Annotated in this window: 19 protein-coding genes and 1 pseudogene; 17 read left to right on the top strand and 3 right to left on the bottom strand. The window is 38.9% G+C overall.

Features of this window, described 5'->3' with window-relative positions; genetic code table 11:
* The first annotated feature begins 156 nt into the window (after nt 1-156).
* The 5 genes from CWS20_RS23285 to CWS20_RS23265 all read left to right on the top strand — a co-directional run bounded on the left by CWS20_RS23285 (nt 157) and on the right by CWS20_RS23265 (nt 5396).
* Nucleotides 157-1311, top strand: coding sequence for an acyl-CoA dehydrogenase family protein (locus tag CWS20_RS23285; RefSeq protein ID WP_180321519.1), 1155 nt, complete (start codon nt 157-159; stop codon nt 1309-1311).
* 62 nt (nt 1312-1373) lie between these two features.
* Nucleotides 1374-2174: a 1,4-dihydroxy-2-naphthoyl-CoA synthase gene (menB, locus tag CWS20_RS23280; RefSeq protein ID WP_066197542.1), complete on the top strand. Its 801-nt coding sequence runs from the start codon at nt 1374-1376 to the stop codon at nt 2172-2174.
* Nucleotides 2175-2225: 51 nt separating this feature from the next.
* On the top strand, nt 2226-3851 hold the full coding sequence (locus CWS20_RS23275) for an AMP-binding protein (protein WP_066197545.1): 1626 nt from the start codon (nt 2226-2228) through the stop codon (nt 3849-3851).
* A 17-nt stretch (nt 3852-3868) separates the two neighbouring features.
* Entirely contained in the window at nt 3869-4615 is a 747-nt protein-coding gene (locus CWS20_RS23270; protein WP_066197546.1) for an SDR family NAD(P)-dependent oxidoreductase, read from the top strand.
* A gap of 34 nt (nt 4616-4649) precedes the next feature.
* Nucleotides 4650-5396, top strand: a complete 747-nt coding sequence (locus CWS20_RS23265) for an SDR family NAD(P)-dependent oxidoreductase (protein WP_066197549.1) — start codon at nt 4650-4652, stop codon at nt 5394-5396.
* Between the two features lie 40 nt (nt 5397-5436).
* Here CWS20_RS23265 and CWS20_RS29235 read toward each other — a convergent pair whose 3' ends face one another.
* Entirely contained in the window at nt 5437-5706 is a 270-nt protein-coding gene (locus CWS20_RS29235; protein WP_326135209.1) for a DUF2188 domain-containing protein, read from the bottom strand.
* On the bottom strand, nt 5703-5891 hold the full coding sequence (locus CWS20_RS29230) for a DUF2188 domain-containing protein (RefSeq protein WP_326135211.1): 189 nt from the start codon (nt 5889-5891) through the stop codon (nt 5703-5705). The genes CWS20_RS29235 and CWS20_RS29230 overlap by 4 nt, the downstream gene beginning before the upstream one ends.
* Before the next feature lie 87 nt (nt 5892-5978).
* On the opposite strand from CWS20_RS29230, the pseudogene CWS20_RS23255 reads away from it, so the two are divergent.
* Nucleotides 5979-6571, top strand: a pseudogene (locus CWS20_RS23255) (methyltransferase domain-containing protein).
* 166 nt (nt 6572-6737) lie between these two features.
* Here CWS20_RS23255 and CWS20_RS23250 read toward each other — a convergent pair.
* The gene (locus tag CWS20_RS23250; protein ID WP_066197553.1) at nt 6738-8381 is read right to left on the bottom strand and encodes an FAD-binding dehydrogenase; all 1644 of its coding nucleotides are present in this window, start codon (nt 8379-8381) and stop codon (nt 6738-6740) included.
* 132 nt (nt 8382-8513) lie between these two features.
* Between CWS20_RS23250 and CWS20_RS23245 the strand changes: the two genes are divergently transcribed.
* The 11 genes from CWS20_RS23245 to nadX all read left to right on the top strand — a co-directional run bounded on the left by CWS20_RS23245 (nt 8514) and on the right by nadX (nt 19997).
* Complete coding sequence (locus CWS20_RS23245) at nt 8514-9509, top strand: VanW family protein (RefSeq protein WP_066197556.1); 996 nt, start codon at nt 8514-8516, stop codon at nt 9507-9509.
* Between the two features lie 138 nt (nt 9510-9647).
* Nucleotides 9648-9956 carry a heme biosynthesis protein HemY gene (locus tag CWS20_RS23240; RefSeq protein WP_066197558.1) on the top strand — a complete coding sequence of 103 codons (309 nt, stop codon included), beginning with the start codon at nt 9648-9650 and terminating at the stop codon, nt 9954-9956.
* 210 nt (nt 9957-10166) lie between these two features.
* Nucleotides 10167-10961, top strand: a complete 795-nt coding sequence (locus CWS20_RS23235) for an alpha/beta fold hydrolase (protein ID WP_066197563.1) — start codon at nt 10167-10169, stop codon at nt 10959-10961.
* Nucleotides 10962-11053: 92 nt separating this feature from the next.
* A complete protein-coding gene (locus CWS20_RS23230; RefSeq protein WP_066197566.1) occupies nt 11054-11833 on the top strand; it encodes an IclR family transcriptional regulator in 780 nt (259 codons plus the stop codon).
* A 258-nt stretch (nt 11834-12091) separates the two neighbouring features.
* Nucleotides 12092-13372: an MFS transporter gene (locus tag CWS20_RS23225; protein ID WP_066197569.1), complete on the top strand. Its 1281-nt coding sequence runs from the start codon at nt 12092-12094 to the stop codon at nt 13370-13372.
* A 152-nt stretch (nt 13373-13524) separates the two neighbouring features.
* Nucleotides 13525-14052, top strand: a complete 528-nt coding sequence (locus tag CWS20_RS23220; RefSeq protein ID WP_066197573.1) for a cupin domain-containing protein — start codon at nt 13525-13527, stop codon at nt 14050-14052.
* A 164-nt stretch (nt 14053-14216) separates the two neighbouring features.
* Nucleotides 14217-15131, top strand: coding sequence for a VOC family protein (locus tag CWS20_RS23215; RefSeq protein ID WP_066197575.1), 915 nt, complete (start codon nt 14217-14219; stop codon nt 15129-15131).
* Nucleotides 15132-15155: 24 nt separating this feature from the next.
* A complete protein-coding gene (locus CWS20_RS23210) occupies nt 15156-15947 on the top strand; it encodes an SDR family oxidoreductase (RefSeq protein ID WP_066197578.1) in 792 nt (263 codons plus the stop codon).
* Nucleotides 15948-15973: 26 nt separating this feature from the next.
* Nucleotides 15974-17692 (top strand): thiamine pyrophosphate-binding protein, encoded by a 1719-nt coding sequence (locus CWS20_RS23205; RefSeq protein WP_066197581.1) that lies wholly within the window; start codon nt 15974-15976, stop codon nt 17690-17692.
* Between the two features lie 58 nt (nt 17693-17750).
* Nucleotides 17751-19199 carry an aldehyde dehydrogenase family protein gene (locus CWS20_RS23200; protein WP_241504248.1) on the top strand — a complete coding sequence of 483 codons (1449 nt, stop codon included), beginning with the start codon at nt 17751-17753 and terminating at the stop codon, nt 19197-19199.
* Nucleotides 19200-19214: 15 nt separating this feature from the next.
* Nucleotides 19215-19997: an aspartate dehydrogenase gene (gene nadX / locus CWS20_RS23195; protein ID WP_066197591.1), complete on the top strand. Its 783-nt coding sequence runs from the start codon at nt 19215-19217 to the stop codon at nt 19995-19997.
* Nucleotides 19998-20072 lie beyond the last annotated feature (75 nt).

The raw sequence follows: 20072 nt of genomic DNA, 5'->3' as shown, positions 1-20072 counted from the left end.
TTTCTCTTCCCTGCTTTTTTATTCGTATTCGCAAATTGTATTCGCAAAGATGATAATTTTTTCGCACACATGCGAAAATCGCGCTTCCTTTTCTTTCTTTCATCATCTTTTCAATTTGGCATGTTTTTTGCACCAGTTTATATAGGAGGAGATAATATGCTGAATTTTTCTTTTACAGAAGAACAAGAGTATTTCAGAAAAATACTGAAGGAATTTGCAAAAGATGAATTGCTTCCACAGTATACTAAGTGGGATCGAGAAGGAATTACACCAAAACATTTATGGAGAAAGCTGGGGCAATTAGGTGTAAATGGACTAAGGATACCTGCTGAATACGGTGGAAGCAGTGCCGATTGTTTAACGACAGGCATCGCCGCTGAAGAAATCGGGCGAGGAGATTTTAATTTAACATACGCTGTCATGCTAAATGCACTGATTGGCGAAATCATTACAAAACACGCAAACGAAAATATAAGAGCAGAATGGCTGCCGAAAATAGCGAGCGGCGAAGCAATTATCGGCATTGCCATCACTGAGCCGTCTGCTGGCACTGATGCGGGCGGAATACAAACAACTGCAAAAAGAAGCGGTGATACTTACGTATTAAATGGAGAAAAATCAGGAATTAGTGTAGCAACTGCTGCTGATGCATTTATTATATTCGCAAAAACAAATCCGCAATTGGGAAATAGAGGCATAAGCGCTTTCATCGTCTCTAAAGATACTCCTGGGCTGGAATGCACAAGTTATGAGGATATGGGAAATGTTTCAATTGGCCGAGGCTCGCTTTATTTGCAGGATGTAGAAATACATGCAGATCATCTCATTGGCCAAGAAAACGAAGGCTTTGCTCAAGTCATGAACGGCTTTGATCTGAGCAGGCTTTTAATCGGCCTTCAATGTGCAGGAGCAGCATTTCAAAGTTTGGATGAAACGATTGAGCACGTCAAAATTAGAAAATCTTTTGGCAAACCGTTGGCAGTTTATCAAGGAGTATCTTTTCCAATCGTCACTCATTATACTCAGCTAGAAATGGTGAAATGGCAGGCCTATAGGGGTCTTTGGCTTAGAGATCATGGCCAAAAGCATTCGAAAGAATCAGCATCTGTCAAATGGCTCGGCCCAAAATATAGTCAGGAAGCAATTCATGAGTGCTTGTTATTAAATGGGCACTATGCTTATACAAAGGAAATGCCTTTAGAGCAAAGATTAAGAGATGTAATTGGCTTAGAAATTGGGGATGGGACAGCACAAGCTAACCAAATGGTTATAGCCAAAGATATTATTGGAAGAGATTTTCGTTCCTATTAAAGAAGGATTTTTTCAAAATTGATAGATAAATAGTTTAATAACATTAATAGGAGGAAAAAAACATGGAACTAACCGATATCCTTTATGAAAAAACGAAAGGAATTGCAAAGATTACGATTAATCGCCCTAATGTATATAATGCTTTTCGCGCTAGAACGATTGAGGAATTAATCTGGTCATTCAGGGATGCATGGGATGACAATCGGATTGGTGCCGTCATCTTGACAGGTGCAGGTGAAAAGGCGTTCTGCACTGGAGGGGATCAAAAGGAAAAAGGAAATGAAGGCGGCTATGATTCTAGTGGCGGTTTAGGTGGAGGGATTGGACTTGAAATCGAAAATCTCCATCAAACGATCCGAAATATACCAAAGCCAGTCATTGCCGCGGTAAATGGATATGCAATCGGCGGTGGTCATGTCCTTCATGTCATTTGTGATTTAACCATCGCAGCCAGTACAGCAAAATTTGGGCAGAGCGGACCAAAGGTAGGGAGTTATGATGCCGGCTTTGGATCAGCCTACCTAGCTAGAATAGTAGGTGAAAAAAAAGCGCGCGAGATTTGGTATTTGTGTGAACAATATACCGCTGAAGAATGCAAGGAAATGGGGCTCGTAAATAAAATCGTCCCTCCAGAAAAGCTTCAGGAAGCGGCAGAGGAGTGGGCAGAAAAAATATTGCAAAAAAGCCCGACAGCGATTAAAATGCTGAAATATTCATTTAATGCTGACAGTGCAAATATACAAGGCATATCGCAGCTGTCCATGGGCAGTTTAGCATTATTTTATAACTCTCCAGAATCTGAAGAGGGGAAAAACGCCTTTATTGAAAAACGTCCGGTAGATTTTTCGCAATTCAGAAAGTAAGGATGTTGAGTATTGCTTTAAGAATATAGTAATACGAGGAGTGAAGTTAACTTGGAAACGACCTTAACACAGCAGTATGTTAAAAAATATACGCATTTATGGCCTAATAGAACGATCATTGACTATTTACATGAAGCTATTGCGAAAAATCCAGAAAAAGTCGCTATTATCGATCAAAAGGGGAAATATACTTTCGGCGAATTAGGCAAGCTTGTTGACCGTGTCGCCTTAGGTCTGTTAAAACAAGGGATTCAAAAAGGCGATGTGATTTCCTTTCAATTGCCAAATTGGAATGAATTTATTATTTTACACTATGCAGTTACTAGAATTGGAGCAATAAGTAATCCGCTTGTTCCAATTTACCGGGAAAGAGAAATCAACTTTATGGTTAAAACAGTAGAATCAAAAATGATTATTATACCAGAGTCTTTTAGAGGGTTTAATTATCCTGAAATGATTCAGCGCTGTCTCCCTAATTGGCCTAAACTACAGCAGATATATGTTGTTGGCAATAAAGTGCCAAATGGAATGAAATCGTTTTCATCGTTAATGGATGAGCCGTGGGAAGAAAGGATGGATTGTGAGCTATTAAATGATATTGAGATAAATCCCAATGATGTAACTGAAATCATATTTACCTCTGGTACAACTGGCCAGCCAAAAGGGGTCATGCATACGCATAATACTTTATCCGTCTCGACTGATTACTGGATTGATCGTTTACAGCTTACTGAAAATGATGTCATGTTTATGGCTTCTACCTTTGCGCATCAGACAGGATTTGGGTATGGTGTCCGTTTACCGACCCATTATGGTGGAACAGCTGTATATCAAGATATTTGGAATCCTCAGGAATTTCTTAAGCTTGTAGAAAAAGAAAAAATTACCTTTACAGCAGGAGCTACGCCATTTTTACAAGACACACTGCAGGTGGAAAATATTGAAAACTATAATATTAGCAGCTTAAGGGCATTTGTGGCTTTGGGCGCTCCCATACCAAGGTCTTTAGTAAAGGCTGCACGAGAAAAGGTGTCCTTTAACATATTAGCTGGATGGGGACAAACAGAGGATGGCTTGGTAACTTTAACAAAGTTGTCTGATTCAATGGAAAAGCTGACAAATACAGATGGAATCCCGTTTGAAGGAATGCAAATTAAAATAATTAATCATAATGGAAAACAATGCGAACCGAATGAAGAAGGCAATATTCTTTGTCAAGGGCCGGCATTATTTGTAGGTTATTTTAATAAACTGGCCGAAACCGAAGCTGAATTTAATGATGGCTGGTTTATTACAGGTGATCGCGGCGTAATGGATGAAGATGGCTATATTCGTATTACTGGGAGGAATAAAGACATTATTATTCGCGGTGGAGAGAATATTCCTGTTGCTTATGTAGAAAACACATTATATGAGCATCCGGAAATTGCAGATGTACAAATCATTGCCATGCCTGATTCGCGGTTACAGGAAAAAGCCTGCGCATTTATCAAATTGAAATCAAGCCATTCAATTATACGACTAGAGGATATCCAGCAATTTTTGCTTGAGAAAGGTGTAGCGAAACAATATTGGCCGGAACATTTAGAAGTAATAATGGAGTTTCCAAGAACTCCAAGCGGAAAAATCCAAAAATACCGATTGCGTGAAAAAGTTAATAATCGTCTTAAATTATAAAAAAAGGATGTGTAGGCATGGAGGAAAAAGTGGTATTCATAACTGGTGCTGGAAGAGGAATGGGGAGAGAAATCGCCAAAACACTCTCAAAAAAATCAGCAAAGATCGTCGTTACTGATGTAAATCTAGAGAATGCACAATCTACTGTATCATTAATAGAAGAAAACGGCGGAGAAGCTACTGCGGTTTACTGTGATGTCACAAGTCTAGAAAGTGTGCAGAACGCAGTCGAGTCAGCTATCAGATGTTATAGAAGAATTGATATTCTTGTCAATAACGCTGGTTGGGATAAAATTGAACCTTTCTTAAAGAGTGAACCGTCTACCTGGAAGACGATTATTGATATAAATTTAATGGGACAAATTCATACTTGTAAAGAAATACTTCCTCATATGATAAATAATGGCTATGGTAAAGTCATTAACATTGCTTCAGATTCCGGCAGAGTTGGGTCAAGTGGAGAAGGCGTTTATTCGGCTGCAAAAGGCGGGGTAATCGCATTAACAAAAACTTTAGCCAGAGAAATGGCCCGTCATAAATTGAATGTAAATTGCATTGCACCAGGTCCTGCGGATACCCCTTTATTTCAGGAAATTGGTTCGTACAATGAAGGGATTGCAGCTGCACTGCAAAAAGCGATACCGTTCAGGCGATTGGCAGAACCAAGCGATATTGCTCATGCGGTCGCTTACTTTGCATCAGATGAAGCAGCATATATTACTGGTCAGACTTTATCAGTAAATGGCGGATTAACGATGTGCTAATACTAAATTTTATTGTAGTGGAGGATGAATCTAATTGAATCTTGATTTGAATGGCAAGAATATACTAATCACCGGAGCGGCCAAGGGGATTGGGAGAGAGCTGGCTTTGGCAGCTGCTAAGGAAGGAGCAAACATTGCTGTTCATTACTTAACAGCAGAAAAGGAGGCAAATCAGACAGTAGATGAGATCCTTCAAGCTGGAGGAAAAGCATATCCTTTTTATGCGGATATTAGCAAAATTGAAGAAGTCGAAATAATGAGAAAGGAGATCGAGCAAAATTTAGGCCGAATTCACTATGTGGTAAATAATGCAGGGTTTGTGCAAATAAAATCTTTTTTTCAATATAGGCCTGAAGAATGGCGAAGAGAAATGGATGTTTGTTTTTATGGTGTATTAAATCTTGCCTATATTTTTATACCTGGAATGGTCACTGATAACCATGGGAAATTTATTAATATTATCGGAGATTCTGCTCGCACTGGTGATACTCGCTTAATTATGTCCGCTGCTGCCCGAAATGGAGCGGTTAGTTTTTTAAAATCTCTAGCAAAAGATGTCGGTAATTCCTCAATACAATGCAATACTGTTGCATTAGGAATGATTGACAAAGGAGAATTTCCGGACAATATGATTGCCCGCATGATGAAACAATATCCTTTGAGAAGATTAGGCAAAACTGACGATATCACAGGAATGGTTTTGTTTTTATTATCTTCAAAATCTGAATGGATAACAGGACAGGTTTTTGCTGTTAATGGCGGGTATAGTATGATTGGATAAAATAAGGCTGTAAAGATGATTCTTTACAGCCATTTGCTTCTCAATCTATTTCATAAGATAATTTTTCTTGAACTTTGCCTTCCTGTGTGTGAATAATCAAATGTGTTTCCTTATTTTTTGCAATTTCTCTTGCTCGTTTAATGGCATCTTCTTTAAGTTTGAATACTTCGGATGGTCTTTCGCCATTATCAGTCTGTATTGCCCAGCCATTTTCATGTGGAAGAACATGTTGTCCTTCTTCCATTCTTTTCGGTCCATTGCCGTCGCTCTCACCGGTTGCTTGTAAATCTTGATCCGACGCTTGAATCATATGATTAATTTCTTTTTCGCTTGCCTCTTCATACCATTTTTTGCTTGGCTAGTTGCTATCGGTATGGCTCTTCCTTCGTCATAGCCTTCATTAAGCATACTATTTGCGATTTCTATCGCTTTTTTTCGTACCGCTGCTTCAAGGTTTTTTAATGAATCCGGGTAATCCTTCGTATTCCAAGCCATTCCCAAACACCTCCATTTATATTAAACTATTCCCACATATATAAAGGACAAACCTTTCTTATAAAAGGATATCGTAAAGGAGAACTTATGAGTGATAAAGGGATTGATCAGCAATTAAATATACTTACTTCAAGAGAGCATGAAAAGGTAAGCTCTTCGTTTCATTATCATCGATATGAGCCAACGCCATATAATGATTTAAATTGTTTATTTGCAGAGTATAAACCGAATAAACATGGCAGAATTGTAGACTATGGCTGTGGAAAAGGCAGACTTCTTTTTTATGTTCATTTTTATCAGCAAATGAAAGCAGTAGGTATTGAGTTAGATAATGAAATATTAAAAGTGGCGAAAAAAAATTTGCAAATGTATCAGAAAAAAACACCAGTAAAAGCAGGCGATATGAATTTTGTACATTGTTTCGCTGAAAAATATCCAGTGAAATCAATCGATCAAACGTTTTTTTCTTTAATCCTTTCTCTATACAAATTTTCATTGTTGTAATTAATAATATATTACTATCATATTTGGAATTTCCTAGAGGTATTGATATAATTCTTTATTATCCTTCAGAAGATTATATTTTTTTCTTGGAGAACCATACGATTTTTGAATTAAAACAAGAAATAAAGCTTAACAAAAAAAGTGAGGATGAACGATTCCTTATTTATGGCATTTAGCGGGAGGTAATATTCCTTCCTATTAAGGAAAAAGAAATGAATATGTAATTCAGTTATCCTTTAATTGGAATATATTTAAATACTTGCCTCCATTAAAGAATTAGATAGCAAGATTAAAGCTGTAATATTCATAAGCATAAAAATAAGCAAGGTTGAGCGGCCCTGCTTATTTTAATGCTTTACCAACTTGTCTGCCAGTAAATAGGCAGCCTCCGAGAAAAGTACCTTCTAGTGACCGGTAGCCATGTATGCCTCCGCCGCCAAAACCAGCTGCTTCACCGGCAGCATAAAGACCTTTAATCGGCTCTCCAGCATCATTTAAAACTCTTCCAGATAAATCAGTTTGTAAACCTCCGAGCGTTTTACGGCTTAATAAGTTTAAGCGGACTGCGATTAATGGTGCATTTTTCGCATCAAGAATTTTATGAGGTTTTGCCACTCTTATTAGCTTATCTCCGAGATAATTTCTTGCTCCTCTCATTGCTGTAATCTGTAAATCTTTTGTGAAGGCATTTTCCATTTCCCGATCTCGAGCGAGGATTTGCTGTTTGACTTCTTCCAGCCTCAGCAAGTGGTCACCTGTTAATTTATTCATGCCCGCTACTAAATCAGCGAGATTATCTCTCACGATAAAATCCTCGCCATTTTCCATAAATGCTTTAACTGGTTTCGTTGGACCAGGTGATAACCGGGAGAGGACCTTCTTTATGCTCTTTTCCGTTAAGTCAGGATTTTGCTCAGAGCCGGAAAGTGCGAATTCTTTTTCGATAATTTTTTCAGTAAGGATGAACCATGAATAATCATATCCGGTCCTTTGGATGGCTTGTAATGTTCCTAATGTATCAAATCCAGGGAAATTAGGCGCAGGAAAGCGCTTTCCTCTGGCATCAAGCCAAATAGACGATGGACCAGGAAGAATTCTGATACCATGGTTTGGCCAAATAGGATTCCAATTCTTAATCCCTTCCGTATAGTGCCACATTCGATCGCGATTGACAATTTTTCCGCCTGCCGTCTCGCTAATCTTAAGCATTTTACCATCAACATGAGCAGGGACGCCGGAAATCATATTCGTTGGGGGTGCGCCTAGCCTTTCTGGCCAATTTGCTTTAACTAAGTCAATATTCCCGCCAATCCCACCAGAGCTGACAACAATATGATCGGCAAAATATGTGAAATCGCCCACGACTTCACGAGAACTTGCTTCTCCTCGCAATACAATACTCTCAATTAAAATATTTCCACTAACACCGGTGATGGTCCCTTGCTTCATTTCTAACGCTATTACTTGGTGGCGCGGGCGATAGTCAATGAGTCCGTTTTTAATTCCTTCTTTTACTTTTTCAGCAAAGGGTGTGACGATTCCAGGTCCTGTTCCCCAAACAATATGAAATCTTGGAACAGAATTGCCATGGCCATCAGCTAAATATCCGCCTCGTTCAGCCCAGCCAACAACAGGAAAGAACTTAATTCCTAAGCTAGACAGCCACTCTCTCTTCTGTCCAGAAGCAAAGTCAACATATGCTTCAGCCCATTTTATCCCCCAGTAATCATCATCTTCATGTTTATCAAAGCCTGCGGTACCAAGCCAATCCTGCCAAGCGAGCTCTTTCGAATCTTTAATTCCCATCCTTCTTTGTTCTGGAGAGTCAACTAAAAATAAACCTCCAAACGACCACCATGCCTGCCCTCCAAGGGAAGCTTGGGGCTCCTGGTCAAGCAGCAATATCTTTTTATTGCTTTCGCATAGCTCTGCTGCTGCAGTTAAGCCTGCAAGTCCGGCGCCGATAATGATGACATCATATCTCATTGGTTCTCTCCTTTTTGTTTGAATTTTTAGATATTTTAATTATATAGGATGTCAGTAAAAAGGAAAGCATACAAATCAATTTTACTGAATAAAGATGGGAGGGGAATAAATTGATTTTATACTGGAGGAAATATGAAATATTTAATCTGTCCTTTCATATTAATGATGGTCGTGCTTTCGGGTTGTTCAGATGCGAGTGAGAATGAACAAAAGCTGCAAAAGGAAGTAAAAGCATTGCAAAATAAAGTCGATGAATTGGAAAAAGAAAAGGGTTCAATCAAGGAGAAAGAGGTTAGCGAATCTGATGAAAAACAACAGAAAGTTGTTATCATTGATCCGCAAACAAAAGAAGAAATTCAGTCATTACTACCGGAGGATTTTGGATATGGGTCTGATGAAAACAAGTATGAGGAAGAGATAAAGAAATTGGCGCGGGATTTGGCGCGTGGCAAAGATGAAAAACCAGGATATGATAGACGAATGTTCCCAGACAAATTAGATGACGAAGGTAACATTATTAAAGGCACGCCAAGAGTGATTCTTGAAGAAGAAGAGCTCGTAGAGAATATATTAGCGGCATCAGCAAATGGAGGGTCGGTTCAGCTGCCATTATACACCACTACAAGTGGATATAAAGAAGAGGATGCGGCAAAACTTGATGAAGTCCTGCTTTCATCCTATTCAACAACTTTTAATAGTGCGGTTGAAGGAAGGACGAAAAATATTGAGCTATCAGCTAAAGCGATACACAATGTAATAGTCGGTGAAGATGATATTTTTTCTTTTAATACGACTGTTGGACCCAGTGATGAAGAGCATGGTTATCAGCCGGCAGAGGAAGCAGTAAATGGAAAATTAGTTATGGGAATTGGTGGAGGTATATGCCAAACTTCATCCACTTTGTTTAATGCAATTGATCAATTAGCAGTTGAATATGTAGAAAAGCATCACCATTCAGTTACAGTGGGCTATGTGCCAAAAGGCAGAGATGCTACAGTATCATACGGCGGACTTGATTTTAGATTTCAGAACACAATCGGCGTACCTATTCTTCTGCAATCCAAAATATCTAACAATACATTAACAATCGAAATAAGAACATCCGCTCACTACGCTGAAAAGATTTAGTTTTGTCGAAACCTGTTGGTGCCGTTCACCGACAGGTTTCGACATTTTTTATTAAGCAAAAATATAGACAAGTTTTATTGAAAGGAGTATAAGAAAGGGAAGAAGTGGTTTATATTGAGGAAGATTGGAGGAATCATTATGAAGTGTAAAATGAATCGCAATGCGGCAAAAGTTTTGCATAAAATGCTTGAAAGTGAAGAAGGAGAAGGTAAAATGGTAAGGGTCTTTATTACCCATATGCATGGTGACCATGCCCATTACGATGTTAAATTGGACACGCCGACTGAGCATGATGAAATTGTGAAAACAGATAAAGATATCGATGTCATATTAGATAAGCGCGAAGAATTTTTAGATGGCGTATGGATTAAATATTTTTACGTGCCACAGGAAGGGTTTGAAATAAATAACCCGAGTAAAGAAGGCAGCGGACATCACCATCATTAATTAGAAAAACGGCAATGAAATAAAAACCATAGCGATAAGCTAGGGTTTTTTATTTTGTCCAGCATAAATTTAATATTGATATAATAATTTGAATCGAAAAATAACATATTTCTAAAAATTTTGATTACTGATTGACAAGTGATTGTGTATATATGTAGAATGATAAAACGATGTTTTCTAATTAAAACATAACAATAATGGAGGGGTAATATGCCTAAAATCCAAGTAAGCGATGAAATCATCATCAATTATGAAGTAGAGGGTGCGGGGAAACCGCTAATTATTTTGCATGGTCTTGGGAATCATTCGCAATCATGGAAAAAACAATTAGAAGGTTTAAAGGAACACTATCAAGTGATTGCATGGGATGCACCGGGTTATGGAAACAGCAGTGATCCTAAAGAAGAGTTTAAGCAATTTAGTCAATTTGCTGACGTATTAAAGGCGTTCGTTGATGCTTTAGGCTTTAAATCTATATACTTACTCGGCCATTCTATGGGCTCAGCTATTGCACTTGATTTTACTTATCGTTATCCTGAAATGGTAGAATCGCTGATTATTGCTGATGCTACTAGAGGAGCGGCAGGTCAAAGTGAAGAGGATAACTTAATAAAATATATAAGCAGGATAAATAATATTAAAACATTAACAGGAGAAGAAATGGCTAAACAGCGAGTGAAGGAATTATTAGCGCCTAATCCTGATCCAGCGATTAAAGCAGAAGCAGAAAGAATTATGGCTCAAGTCAGGCCGAAAGGGTATATCTCTGTCTCTAATTCGCTCTATACTCTAGATCAAACAGATATTTTACCCTTCATACTAGTTCCTGTTTTAGTCATATGTGGCGAGTATGATAAAGCGACGCCTGTTAGCGAGTCGGAAATTTTTCATAAATTAATACCTAATTCGAAGCTTGAAATTATCCCAAACACAGGTCATTTATGCTACCAAGAAGACCCTGAGAGCTTTAATCATGCTGTAATTGACTTTTTAAAACATCAATAGAAAAATAGAGTCCACTTCGGTTCCAGATATCTTTTTATTTAAAATTTTGTTAAAATACTAATTATAGAATATATTGGTAAGGAGGTGAGAAAATGGCCAGCAATGCAGAGAAGGAAAGGTATAATGCTAATTCCCTTGTAAGAGGGCTGGAAATATTAAAACTGTTTAATGAGGATCGCTCTACCATGTCGCTAGCAGAAATTGCAAAAGAGCTCGACGTAAGCAGGACTGTTCCATACCGATTATTATATACATTACAAACACTCGGCTATTTGAACCAGGATGAACATACGAAAAGATATAATTTAACTCCTAAAGTGCTTGAGCTAGGATTTTCTTATTTAAATAGTTTGAAGCTGCCTGAAATTGCGCAGCCGTATTTGGAACAATTAAGAGATACAACAGGTGCGTCGTGCCACTTATCTATATTAGATGATTATGAGGTTGTATACATAGGAAGTGCTCCTGTAAGAGGGGTTTCTGCCATTAATGTAAATATCGGTTTAAGGTTGCCTGCCCATGCGACTGCGAATGGAAAGCTTTTACTAGCCACCCAGCCATATGAAAAATTAAAACAAACAGTTTATGGTACAAGTTTAAAGCCTTACACAGATAAAACGCAAACAGATTTAGCTGGATTCTTTGAAGAACTTGAAACAATTAGGAAAAACGGATATGCGATTTCAATAGGTGAATTCCATCAAGGAATACAGTCAGTTGCAGCACCAATTTTTGACCGGAGTGGTCATGTTATCGCGGCGATCAATGTTGTGGCTACAGACATCACTTTCCATAGTGAATTTATCGAGAAAATTGCTTTACCAAAAGTAATAGAGACTGCCAAAGTCCTTTCTGGATATATGGGGTATTGAAAGAAAACAAATTAATATATTTTTTAAAACCTGCGTAAAGCAGGTTTTTTTATGTCAATTTAAGCCGTTTGTAAGCATTTTATATGATGTTTGGGCGAAAGAGATTGTAAGTTCAATATATTTCGTATTGACAAAATTTTTTCAAAATTTTAATATTATATAAAACTTTGTTTTTTATACGAAACAAAGTAAAGGAGGTGTTCATTTTTTAACCGGACTTTTTATGCTGTACGATTATTAATGAGGAGGAGGATACGCATGTTAAAAGGGAATAAAAGATGGTTGTATATTGCGGTGCCAATTTTCTTTTTCTGGTTTTTTGGACAAATTGATAAACTAGGAATATCTATTATTCAAACTGATGCAGGATTCTTAAATGATTTGGGTCTAACTGGAGCTGATCGCAATGCAAAGGTCGGGTTCATTACATTCATATTTACAATTGCATATGCGGTTTCAAACTTATTTTGGGGAGTTATTATAGACAAGCTTGGTGCAAGGAAAACAGCAATGCTAGGCCTCGTAATATGGACAATTACTATGATAACAGCAGGGTTATCGACTACATATGAGATGTTCGTTGTGAGCAGAATTGCTCTTGGTTTAGGTGAAGGGATGATGATTCCTGTTTGCGGTAAGTTTATTTCAAACTGGTTTAACCATAAAGAGCTTGGAAAAGCACAAGCATCCTGGCTTTCGGGTAACTATTTAGGACCAGCAATAGGTGCTGTGATGTTATCAGTTATTATTGCCTCACTACATTGGCAAGCAGCTTTCTTTATATTAGCAGCATTTAATTTACTACTCGTGCTGCCTTTATTCTATTTCTTATCAAGAGACAGGCCAGAAGAGCATAAAGGAATCAGTCAAACCGAGCTTTCCTATATACGAGAGGAGAATCCTGCGGAAGTAGGGAAAAAGAAGAAAAGCTTCGCCCAGGATTATCGTTATTGGATCGTATGGTTCGGAATGATAATATCCTCCTTTCTTTTCTTTGGAATTAGCATCTGGCTGCCAACCTATTTAATTGAAGCAAAAAGTTTTTCAAGAGAAGCTATGACTAGCATTACTTCGATCTCATGGTTATTTGCACTTGGTTTTGTTTTATTATGCGGATATTTAGCTGATAAAACGAATCGTCCAAGTTTATTAGCAACGATACTATTTGCCTTAACGACCGTTTTTCTAACAGCGGGCGTAATGTCGCCTAATGCAATTGTTGCTGGCGTTTGTATGGGACTTGCAATGGGAACACAAGGTGGCGTTTTTCATTTAAGCAACTTATTTATAGTTAAGTTTTCTACTCCTGAAACTGCAGGACGAGCAGCGGGATTAATGGGCTTTACTAATATTTTTGGCGGCTTCTCAAGTTATATAATGGGATGGCTTCGAGATGTTTCAAACGGAGATTTCGGTCCTTCAATAATTATTTTAATTATCGCAGCTGGTCTTGGTTTCAGTGCATATATATTTACTCTGAAAAGAGAGGCTCGAGAATTGCGCATAAATAATACAAATATAGAAAAGGCAACGATTTAATTTTTTTATTTGTTTTGTATATAAAACATTGTGTATATTTAAAATTTTCTAAAAACTAATTGACTTTTGAATACCTTCATTTTAAAATTGGTTTATACAAGAAACATAGTTTCTTATATAAAACGAAAAAATGAAAATAAGGAGTGATTTTAATGGCATTTAATGTTGAAGAATTCGAAAAAAAATATGTTGCAAGATTACAAGACCGCACACTTGACTGGAACGTTTTGAAATTCCAAGAGGAGATTGATCCAAAATACAAAAGAGCACAAATGAGATATATTGGCCGTGGAGCTACAGCGAATGCTGATGCAAACGTCATTACTGCGGAACATTTTACTTTGAGTACAATGGTTCTTCCGGCTGGATGCATCGGTCCTCTTCACTTACATGATGATGTGGAAGAAGTATTTTTCATTATTAAAGGAAGTGTGAAAGCGCTTATTCAGGAGGTTGACAGTGATGAAGTGCATGAAATTCGCTTAAATGAGCGCGATTGCATCAGCTCACCTCCAGGTGTATACCGTGGTATTCATAATGATGGTGATGAAGAAGCATTAATGCTTGTTATGCTAGGGGCGGTTAAACCTAACTTGCCAACATATGTAAAAGGCAGTGAACTTGAAGAACTTCGTTTGCAGCGTGCGAAAGAAAGAGAAGCGATTATCGCTGATAAATAATTAGAATATTTCTTGAATAGCGGGGGTGATCCATTGATACTTGATATGGCCCATCCTTGCTAATTTTAAATGGAAAGCTGAATCACTTGCCACATACGAAATGCTTGTCATTCTATCAATCAATTTTTTAAAAAACGTATTTAATGAAAAGGAGGGTATAAATTATGTTAGGAATTACGCATTTAAGGCATATCAGTTTAGTTACTCCTAACCTTGATGAACAAGCTTCATTCTATGAGAAAATTTGGGGTCTTGATAAAACCGCTCAAGATGAGAGTTCCGTTTATTTTAGAGGTGCAGGACCTGAAAACCACATTCTTAGTTTGCATAATGGAGAAAAAAGCGCTCTTCATCACATTGCATTCGGAATGGTTGATAAAGGAGCAGTCGACCGTGCAGCAGAGATTTTGAAGTCAAACGGTGTTCCGCTTGTGCAGGAGCCAGGTTATTTAGATGAAGAAGGCAAAGGCTACGGATTGCGTTTTGCTGATCCGGAAAATCGTGTCATTGAATTGTCTGCGTGGGTTGAAATTCATACTTCTATTTGGAATCAAAAAAACGTCGACCCGGTGAAATTGAACCACGTAGTCATGAACACTGCCGATCTGGATATGATTACTGATTTTTATACAAATGTTCTTGGTTTTAAAGTAACGGACTGGAGCGAGCATCAAATGGTCTTCCTTAGATGTAACCGCAAGCATCATTCTATTGCGTTTAACCAGGAGGGTCATGCATCAGTTAATCATATCGCTTACGAAGTAGATACAGTGGACGAAGTCATGCGCGGAATTGCCAACGTGCGAAAAGCAGGATATCAGGAACTTTGGGGACCGGGACGTCATGGACCAGGTGATAATATTTTCTGTTATTTTAAAGATCCGTCTAATTTTGTTATGGAATACACTTGTTATCTTGAAACAATTGAAGATGAGGAAGAGTGGAAAGCGAGAGTTTGGAAGCGTGTACCTCATTTAATGGATCAATGGGGGATTGCAGGGCCGCCATCAAAGGAAGCGCGATCAGCTATGGGTGGACAGCCTGATTCGGGTTGGGCGAACGTAAAATCTTTGATTTAAAGCAGCATTGAAAGGAAGATGACAATGGATTTAGGATTAACGAATAAAGTTGCAGTCATCATGGGAGGAACTTCTGGTGTGGGTTTGAAAACAGCAGAAATGTTCCTTCAAGAAGGAGCGAAAGTCGCGATTTGCGGCAGAGACGCCGATAGAAAAAATAAAGCTTTTGAGCATCTTCTTAGTTTTGGAATTGAAGGGGATATTTTTGCGTCTACTTGCGATGTAACTAGCAAGAAAGATGTAAATAAGTTTATAGGAGACACTGCAGCAAAGTTTGATGGAATTGATATTCTAGTCAATGCTGCCGGCCAAAGTGTGATGGGCTACTTCTTTGATGTGACAGATGAGCAATGGGAACAGCAAATTCAATTAAAGTATTTTGCTATCATCCATGCAGTCCGCGCGGTGCACCCTCATTTAGTTAAACGGGGCGGCGGGCGTATTATAAACATTAATGCAACCTTAGCAAAAGAGCCTGAGAGGCATATGATTGCCACAGCGGCTACAAGAGCAGGCTTATTAAATTTAAGCAAAACACTATCTCAGGAACTTGCTTCAGACAATATTCTTGTTAACTCAGTTAGTCTAGGCCTCATTCGAACAGATCAATGGGAAAGAAGGCGCAAGAAAAATGAACCTGATATGGATCCAGAAGTGTATTATCAAGAATTGGCAAAAAAACGCAATATTCCTTTAGGACGTGTAGGGGAAGTGGAAGAGGTAGCGAGCGTTATCCTGTTTTTAGCTTCAGCTCAAGCAAGCTACGTAGCCGGTTCTACAATTGAAACAGCTGGCGCGTTAGGAAAAGCGCTATAATAAATAGATAAAGGCAGGAATATAGAATGACTCAATCTAAGCAAATGGAAGTACCGGTTTCAAATATCGAAAATGCTGTTGAATATACTGTTGCAGATGCTGTTGTCAAAGAGCTTGTGCGTGCAGGAGTGACAACTGCATTTGGAATAGTTAGCATTCATAATATGCCCATTTATGATGCAATTCTAAGAGATGGAACGATTCACCTTGTCTGTGCAAGAGGTGAAAGCGGCGCAGTTAATATGGCTGATGGCTATGCACGTGCAACAGGAAAGCTAGGTGTCGTGATTACGAGTACAGGTACAGGTGCAGGAAATGCTGCTGGTTCATTAATTGAAGCGTGGGCTGCTGGAGTACCGCTTCTGCATCTGACAGGAGAGGTGGCATCTCCATATTTAGGGACTGGGAGAGGTTATATTCATGAATGTAAAGACCAGCTTTCAATGATGGAAGGCTGTTCTAAAAAAGCAATTCGATTAAGAATTCCTGACCAAGCATCTGCGGTAGTGAGGCAAGCAATTAAAGATGCGGAAGAAGCACCAACTGGACCAGTGACGCTTGAAATCCCCATTGATTTTCAATCTGCGATAATATCCGATTATTCTCTAGAAGAAATGAAGATATCTCCAGCAATCAACTCAAATACAAATTTTCCTGAAGATGCATTACTAAAAGTGATTCATGCTAAACGACCAGTCATTTGGGCCGGAGGCGGTGTCATTTCAGCAGATGCATCCAGTGAATTGACTGAATTGGCAGATATCATTGGTGCGGCCGTTATTACAAGTCAATCTGGCAAAGGCAGCATTCCTGAAGATCATCCACAATGCGTCGGACATTTTGCTTCATATGCAGAAACAAAGGAATTGCTGGCTAACGCTGATATTTTGATTAGTGTAGGCGTTAGATTCAGAGGAAATGAAACATCAAATTGGAAGGTAAAGGTTCCAGGTGAGCATATTTCCATTGATGCAGACTGGCAAGCGATGAATAGGAATTATGAAGCAACTTACGGGATTGTTGGCGATGCAAAACATATCCTAGGTCAGTTGGTCAATGAATTATCAACAAAACAATTACAACGTGATGAAGCGTATGTTAAAGAAGTGAAAGCAGTAAGAGAACAGCTTCGTGCACAATTAAGAGCAACACTTGGACCTTATGAACAAATTATGGATCATATGAGAGCGGCACTTCCAAAAGAGACAGTGCTTGTTCGAGACGTGACTGTTCAAGCAAATGTATGGGGCAGCCGCTTGTTTGAAATTTATCAGCCAAGGACTTCCATTCATGCTTCTGGTGGCGGCATCGGCCAAGGATTGCCGACTGCAATCGGAGCACAAATGGCAAGCAAAGATCGTAAAGTTGTGCTTATGGCTGGTGATGGCGGCTTTATGGTGAATGTTGGTGAGATGTCAACAGCCGCTCAAGAAGAATTGCCAATGATTATTGTGCTATTTGATGATGGTGGCTATGGCGTGCTGCGCAACATTCAGCAAAATGCATACGGTAGACAAGTGGCCGTTGATTTATTAAGTCCAGACTTCGTGCAAATGTCCAAATCGATGGGCTTTGAAGCAGTAAGAATTGGCTCCCCTGCAGAATTTGAAGTGGAAATTAAGAAAGCAGTAAAATCAGTGAAGCCAATGATGATTGTTGTAGATATGGAAGCAGTAGGCCCGATGGCAAAACCTTTCGGCGGACCTCCTGGAGCGGCAGATTCTTTTAAGCCGAAGAAATTATAAGACTATCAATGTTTTCAGTGACAGCTTCTGTGTTGCTAGAGCTAGTAAAGGAGGAAAAATGATGATATCAACCTATCCAAATGTATCAGGGAAATATTTGATTGATGGTAAATGGATTGAAGCTGAAAAAACTTCAAAAATAATGAATCCTGCCGATGTGACTGAGGTTGTTGGTGAAGTGGCGCTTTGTACTTTAGAGGATGTTGATCATGCAATCACTGCTGCTGAAGTAGCATATAAATTATGGTCAAAAAGTGATATAAATGAGCGAGCGAGCAAGATGAAGGCGGCAGCTCTAGAAATTAGAGCGATTGTAGAGGAGAATGTCCCTGTTTTAGTAAGGGAAAATGGAAAAGTGCTAGTTGAAGCAAAGAAAGATTTATTGAGATGTGTGGATATAATGAATGAAGCGGCTGCAGAACTATTAAACTGGTGGCAGCCTGAGATTTTACCTGGCAGCCAAAAAGTCCAGATTCGCAGACGTCCTAGAGGAGTAACAGCCATTATTTCTCCTTGGAATTCTCCGATGATTTTGACATTTAAGCGCGTTATTCCGGCAATTCTTGCAGGCAACTCAGTTGTTGTTAAACCGGCAACTAACTGTCCATTGACAATCATGACTTTCTTAAAAGTAGTTGCTTCATATTTCCCGAAAGGTGTAGTAAATGTTATTACTGGGTCGGGTAGCGTTATTGGAGACGCTCTCTGCACCGATCCACGCATTCGCACGATTGCGTTTGTAGGAAGTACTGAAACAGGCAAAGAAATTATGAAGGCAGCCGCAAGCAATGTTAAGAATATTTATATGGAACTTGGTGGCAATGATGCTGCAATCGTTCTTGAGGATGCGAACTTGGATGATGAATTAATTACAAAGTTAAGATATGGAATCCTTCGTGCAGCAGGCCAAGTATGCTCAGCTGTTAAGAGAGTATATGTGCATGAATCTAAATATGATGAATTGGTAGAAAAGCTTCGCAAAAAATTCCAATATATTCGTGTAGGCAACGGCATTCAACCGGATGTTGAAATGGGGCCATTAAATAATAAAGCACAGTATGATTATGTAACAGGCCTGATTGACCGTAGTGAACAAAGTGGTGCAACAGTCATAACCGGAGGGATACAAATTGATCCAGAAGGCTGGGCTGACGGCTATTTCATTGCTCCGACCATTATTACCGGAGCTGCCCAAAATAGTGAAATTGTACAAACAGAGCAATTTGGACCAGTTATTCCAATCCTACAATTCAGCACGCATGAAGAAGCCATTCAGCTTGCAAATGACAGCAACTTTGGGCTGCGTGCATCTGTTTGGTCAGAAAATGAGGAGCTTGCGATTGAATTTGCTGATCAGCTGGAAGCAGGGGCTGTTTTTATTAATAATCATACCGTTTTCCAGGATTTGCACCTCGATTTTCCAGGTTTAAAGGAGAGTGGCATTTCTCGCGAAACAAGACATTGCAGCTTAGAATTTTTTGCGGATACATTTGGTTTCGCAAATTAGGAAAGAGGGATTGGAATGAAGCTAGGGTTAATTGGGGGCGGTAATATCGGTCAATTCCTGCTCCAATCAGTGAATGGTAAACAGATGATTCCTAATACAACAATTTCTGGGATGTTTTCCCGAAATCAAAAAACAGCACAGAGATTGGCTGATGTTTATCAAGTAATAAACCACGAGTCTATAGAGTCAATCATTCAGTCAGATGTAGAAGCAATAGTAGAAGCAGCCACCGTTCAGGTTGTAGAGCAATCTGCAGCACAGATCCTTGCAAGCGGAAAGGACTTAATTTTGAGCAGTGTCGGAGCATTGGCGGATAGTCATTTTTACAATGAATTAATGAGTATTTGTCAAGCCAATGGTACAAAAATACATTTGCCATCGGGAGCAGTTGGAGGGCTGGATATTTTAAAAGCTGCTAAATCAAATGGTGAACTGGAAGCAGTATCAATCACTACAACGAAACCTCCGCATGCTTTAGAAAATGCACCAAAAGATGTAAGGGCGGTTATTTTTGAAGGATCTGCTTCTGAAGCGATTAAATTATATCCTAAAAACATTAATGTATCGATTATTCTATCTTTAGCAGGCTTGGGACCGGAGAAAACAAACGTAAAGATTATATCTGACCCCGATGTGAAGAAAAACAGTCACGCAATCGATGCATTTGGCGCGTTTGGGAGGCTAACTCTTACAATCGAAAATGACCCGATGCCGAGTAATCCAAAGACAAGCTATTTGGCTGCTTTAAGCGTGCTGGCAACTTTGAAAAACAAAGATGAATGGATACGAGTTGGATAAAAAAATCATTCATTTTAGTCTGTCAAGCTGCGGTCGCTAGGAGCAAATTCGCCGCTGCTTTCGTTCGCTTTTAGC

Origin of the sequence: Cytobacillus horneckiae (assembly GCF_002835735.1) — a bacterium.
GTDB lineage: Bacteria > Bacillota > Bacilli > Bacillales > Cytobacillaceae > Cytobacillus > Cytobacillus horneckiae.
The sequence above is the reverse complement of the archived record's forward strand: the minus strand, read 5'-3'. Positions and strand labels throughout refer to the sequence as shown.

Excerpts from the sequence above, each read along its gene's own strand:
- CWS20_RS29230 (WP_326135211.1), bottom strand. The coding sequence starts at position 5,891 with ATGGCTTGGAATACGAAGGATTACCCGGATTCATTAAAAAACCTTGAA.
- CWS20_RS23230 (WP_066197566.1), top strand. The coding sequence starts at position 11,054 with ATGGCCAGCAATGCAGAGAAGGAAAGGTATAATGCTAATTCCCTTGTA.
- CWS20_RS23245 (WP_066197556.1), top strand. The coding sequence starts at position 8,514 with ATGAAATATTTAATCTGTCCTTTCATATTAATGATGGTCGTGCTTTCG.
- CWS20_RS23235 (WP_066197563.1), top strand. The coding sequence starts at position 10,167 with ATGCCTAAAATCCAAGTAAGCGATGAAATCATCATCAATTATGAAGTA.
- menB (WP_066197542.1), top strand. The coding sequence starts at position 1,374 with ATGGAACTAACCGATATCCTTTATGAAAAAACGAAAGGAATTGCAAAG.
- CWS20_RS23205 (WP_066197581.1), top strand. The coding sequence starts at position 15,974 with ATGACTCAATCTAAGCAAATGGAAGTACCGGTTTCAAATATCGAAAAT.
- CWS20_RS23250 (WP_066197553.1), bottom strand. The coding sequence starts at position 8,381 with ATGAGATATGATGTCATCATTATCGGCGCCGGACTTGCAGGCTTAACT.
- CWS20_RS23270 (WP_066197546.1), top strand. The coding sequence starts at position 3,869 with ATGGAGGAAAAAGTGGTATTCATAACTGGTGCTGGAAGAGGAATGGGG.
- CWS20_RS23225 (WP_066197569.1), top strand. The coding sequence starts at position 12,092 with ATGTTAAAAGGGAATAAAAGATGGTTGTATATTGCGGTGCCAATTTTC.
- CWS20_RS23285 (WP_180321519.1), top strand. The coding sequence starts at position 157 with ATGCTGAATTTTTCTTTTACAGAAGAACAAGAGTATTTCAGAAAAATA.
- CWS20_RS23215 (WP_066197575.1), top strand. The coding sequence starts at position 14,217 with ATGTTAGGAATTACGCATTTAAGGCATATCAGTTTAGTTACTCCTAAC.
- CWS20_RS29235 (WP_326135209.1), bottom strand. The coding sequence starts at position 5,706 with ATGATTCAAGCGTCGGATCAAGATTTACAAGCAACCGGTGAGAGCGAC.
- CWS20_RS23220 (WP_066197573.1), top strand. The coding sequence starts at position 13,525 with ATGGCATTTAATGTTGAAGAATTCGAAAAAAAATATGTTGCAAGATTA.
- CWS20_RS23200 (WP_241504248.1), top strand. The coding sequence starts at position 17,751 with ATGATGATATCAACCTATCCAAATGTATCAGGGAAATATTTGATTGAT.
- CWS20_RS23240 (WP_066197558.1), top strand. The coding sequence starts at position 9,648 with ATGAAGTGTAAAATGAATCGCAATGCGGCAAAAGTTTTGCATAAAATG.
- nadX (WP_066197591.1), top strand. The coding sequence starts at position 19,215 with ATGAAGCTAGGGTTAATTGGGGGCGGTAATATCGGTCAATTCCTGCTC.
- CWS20_RS23210 (WP_066197578.1), top strand. The coding sequence starts at position 15,156 with ATGGATTTAGGATTAACGAATAAAGTTGCAGTCATCATGGGAGGAACT.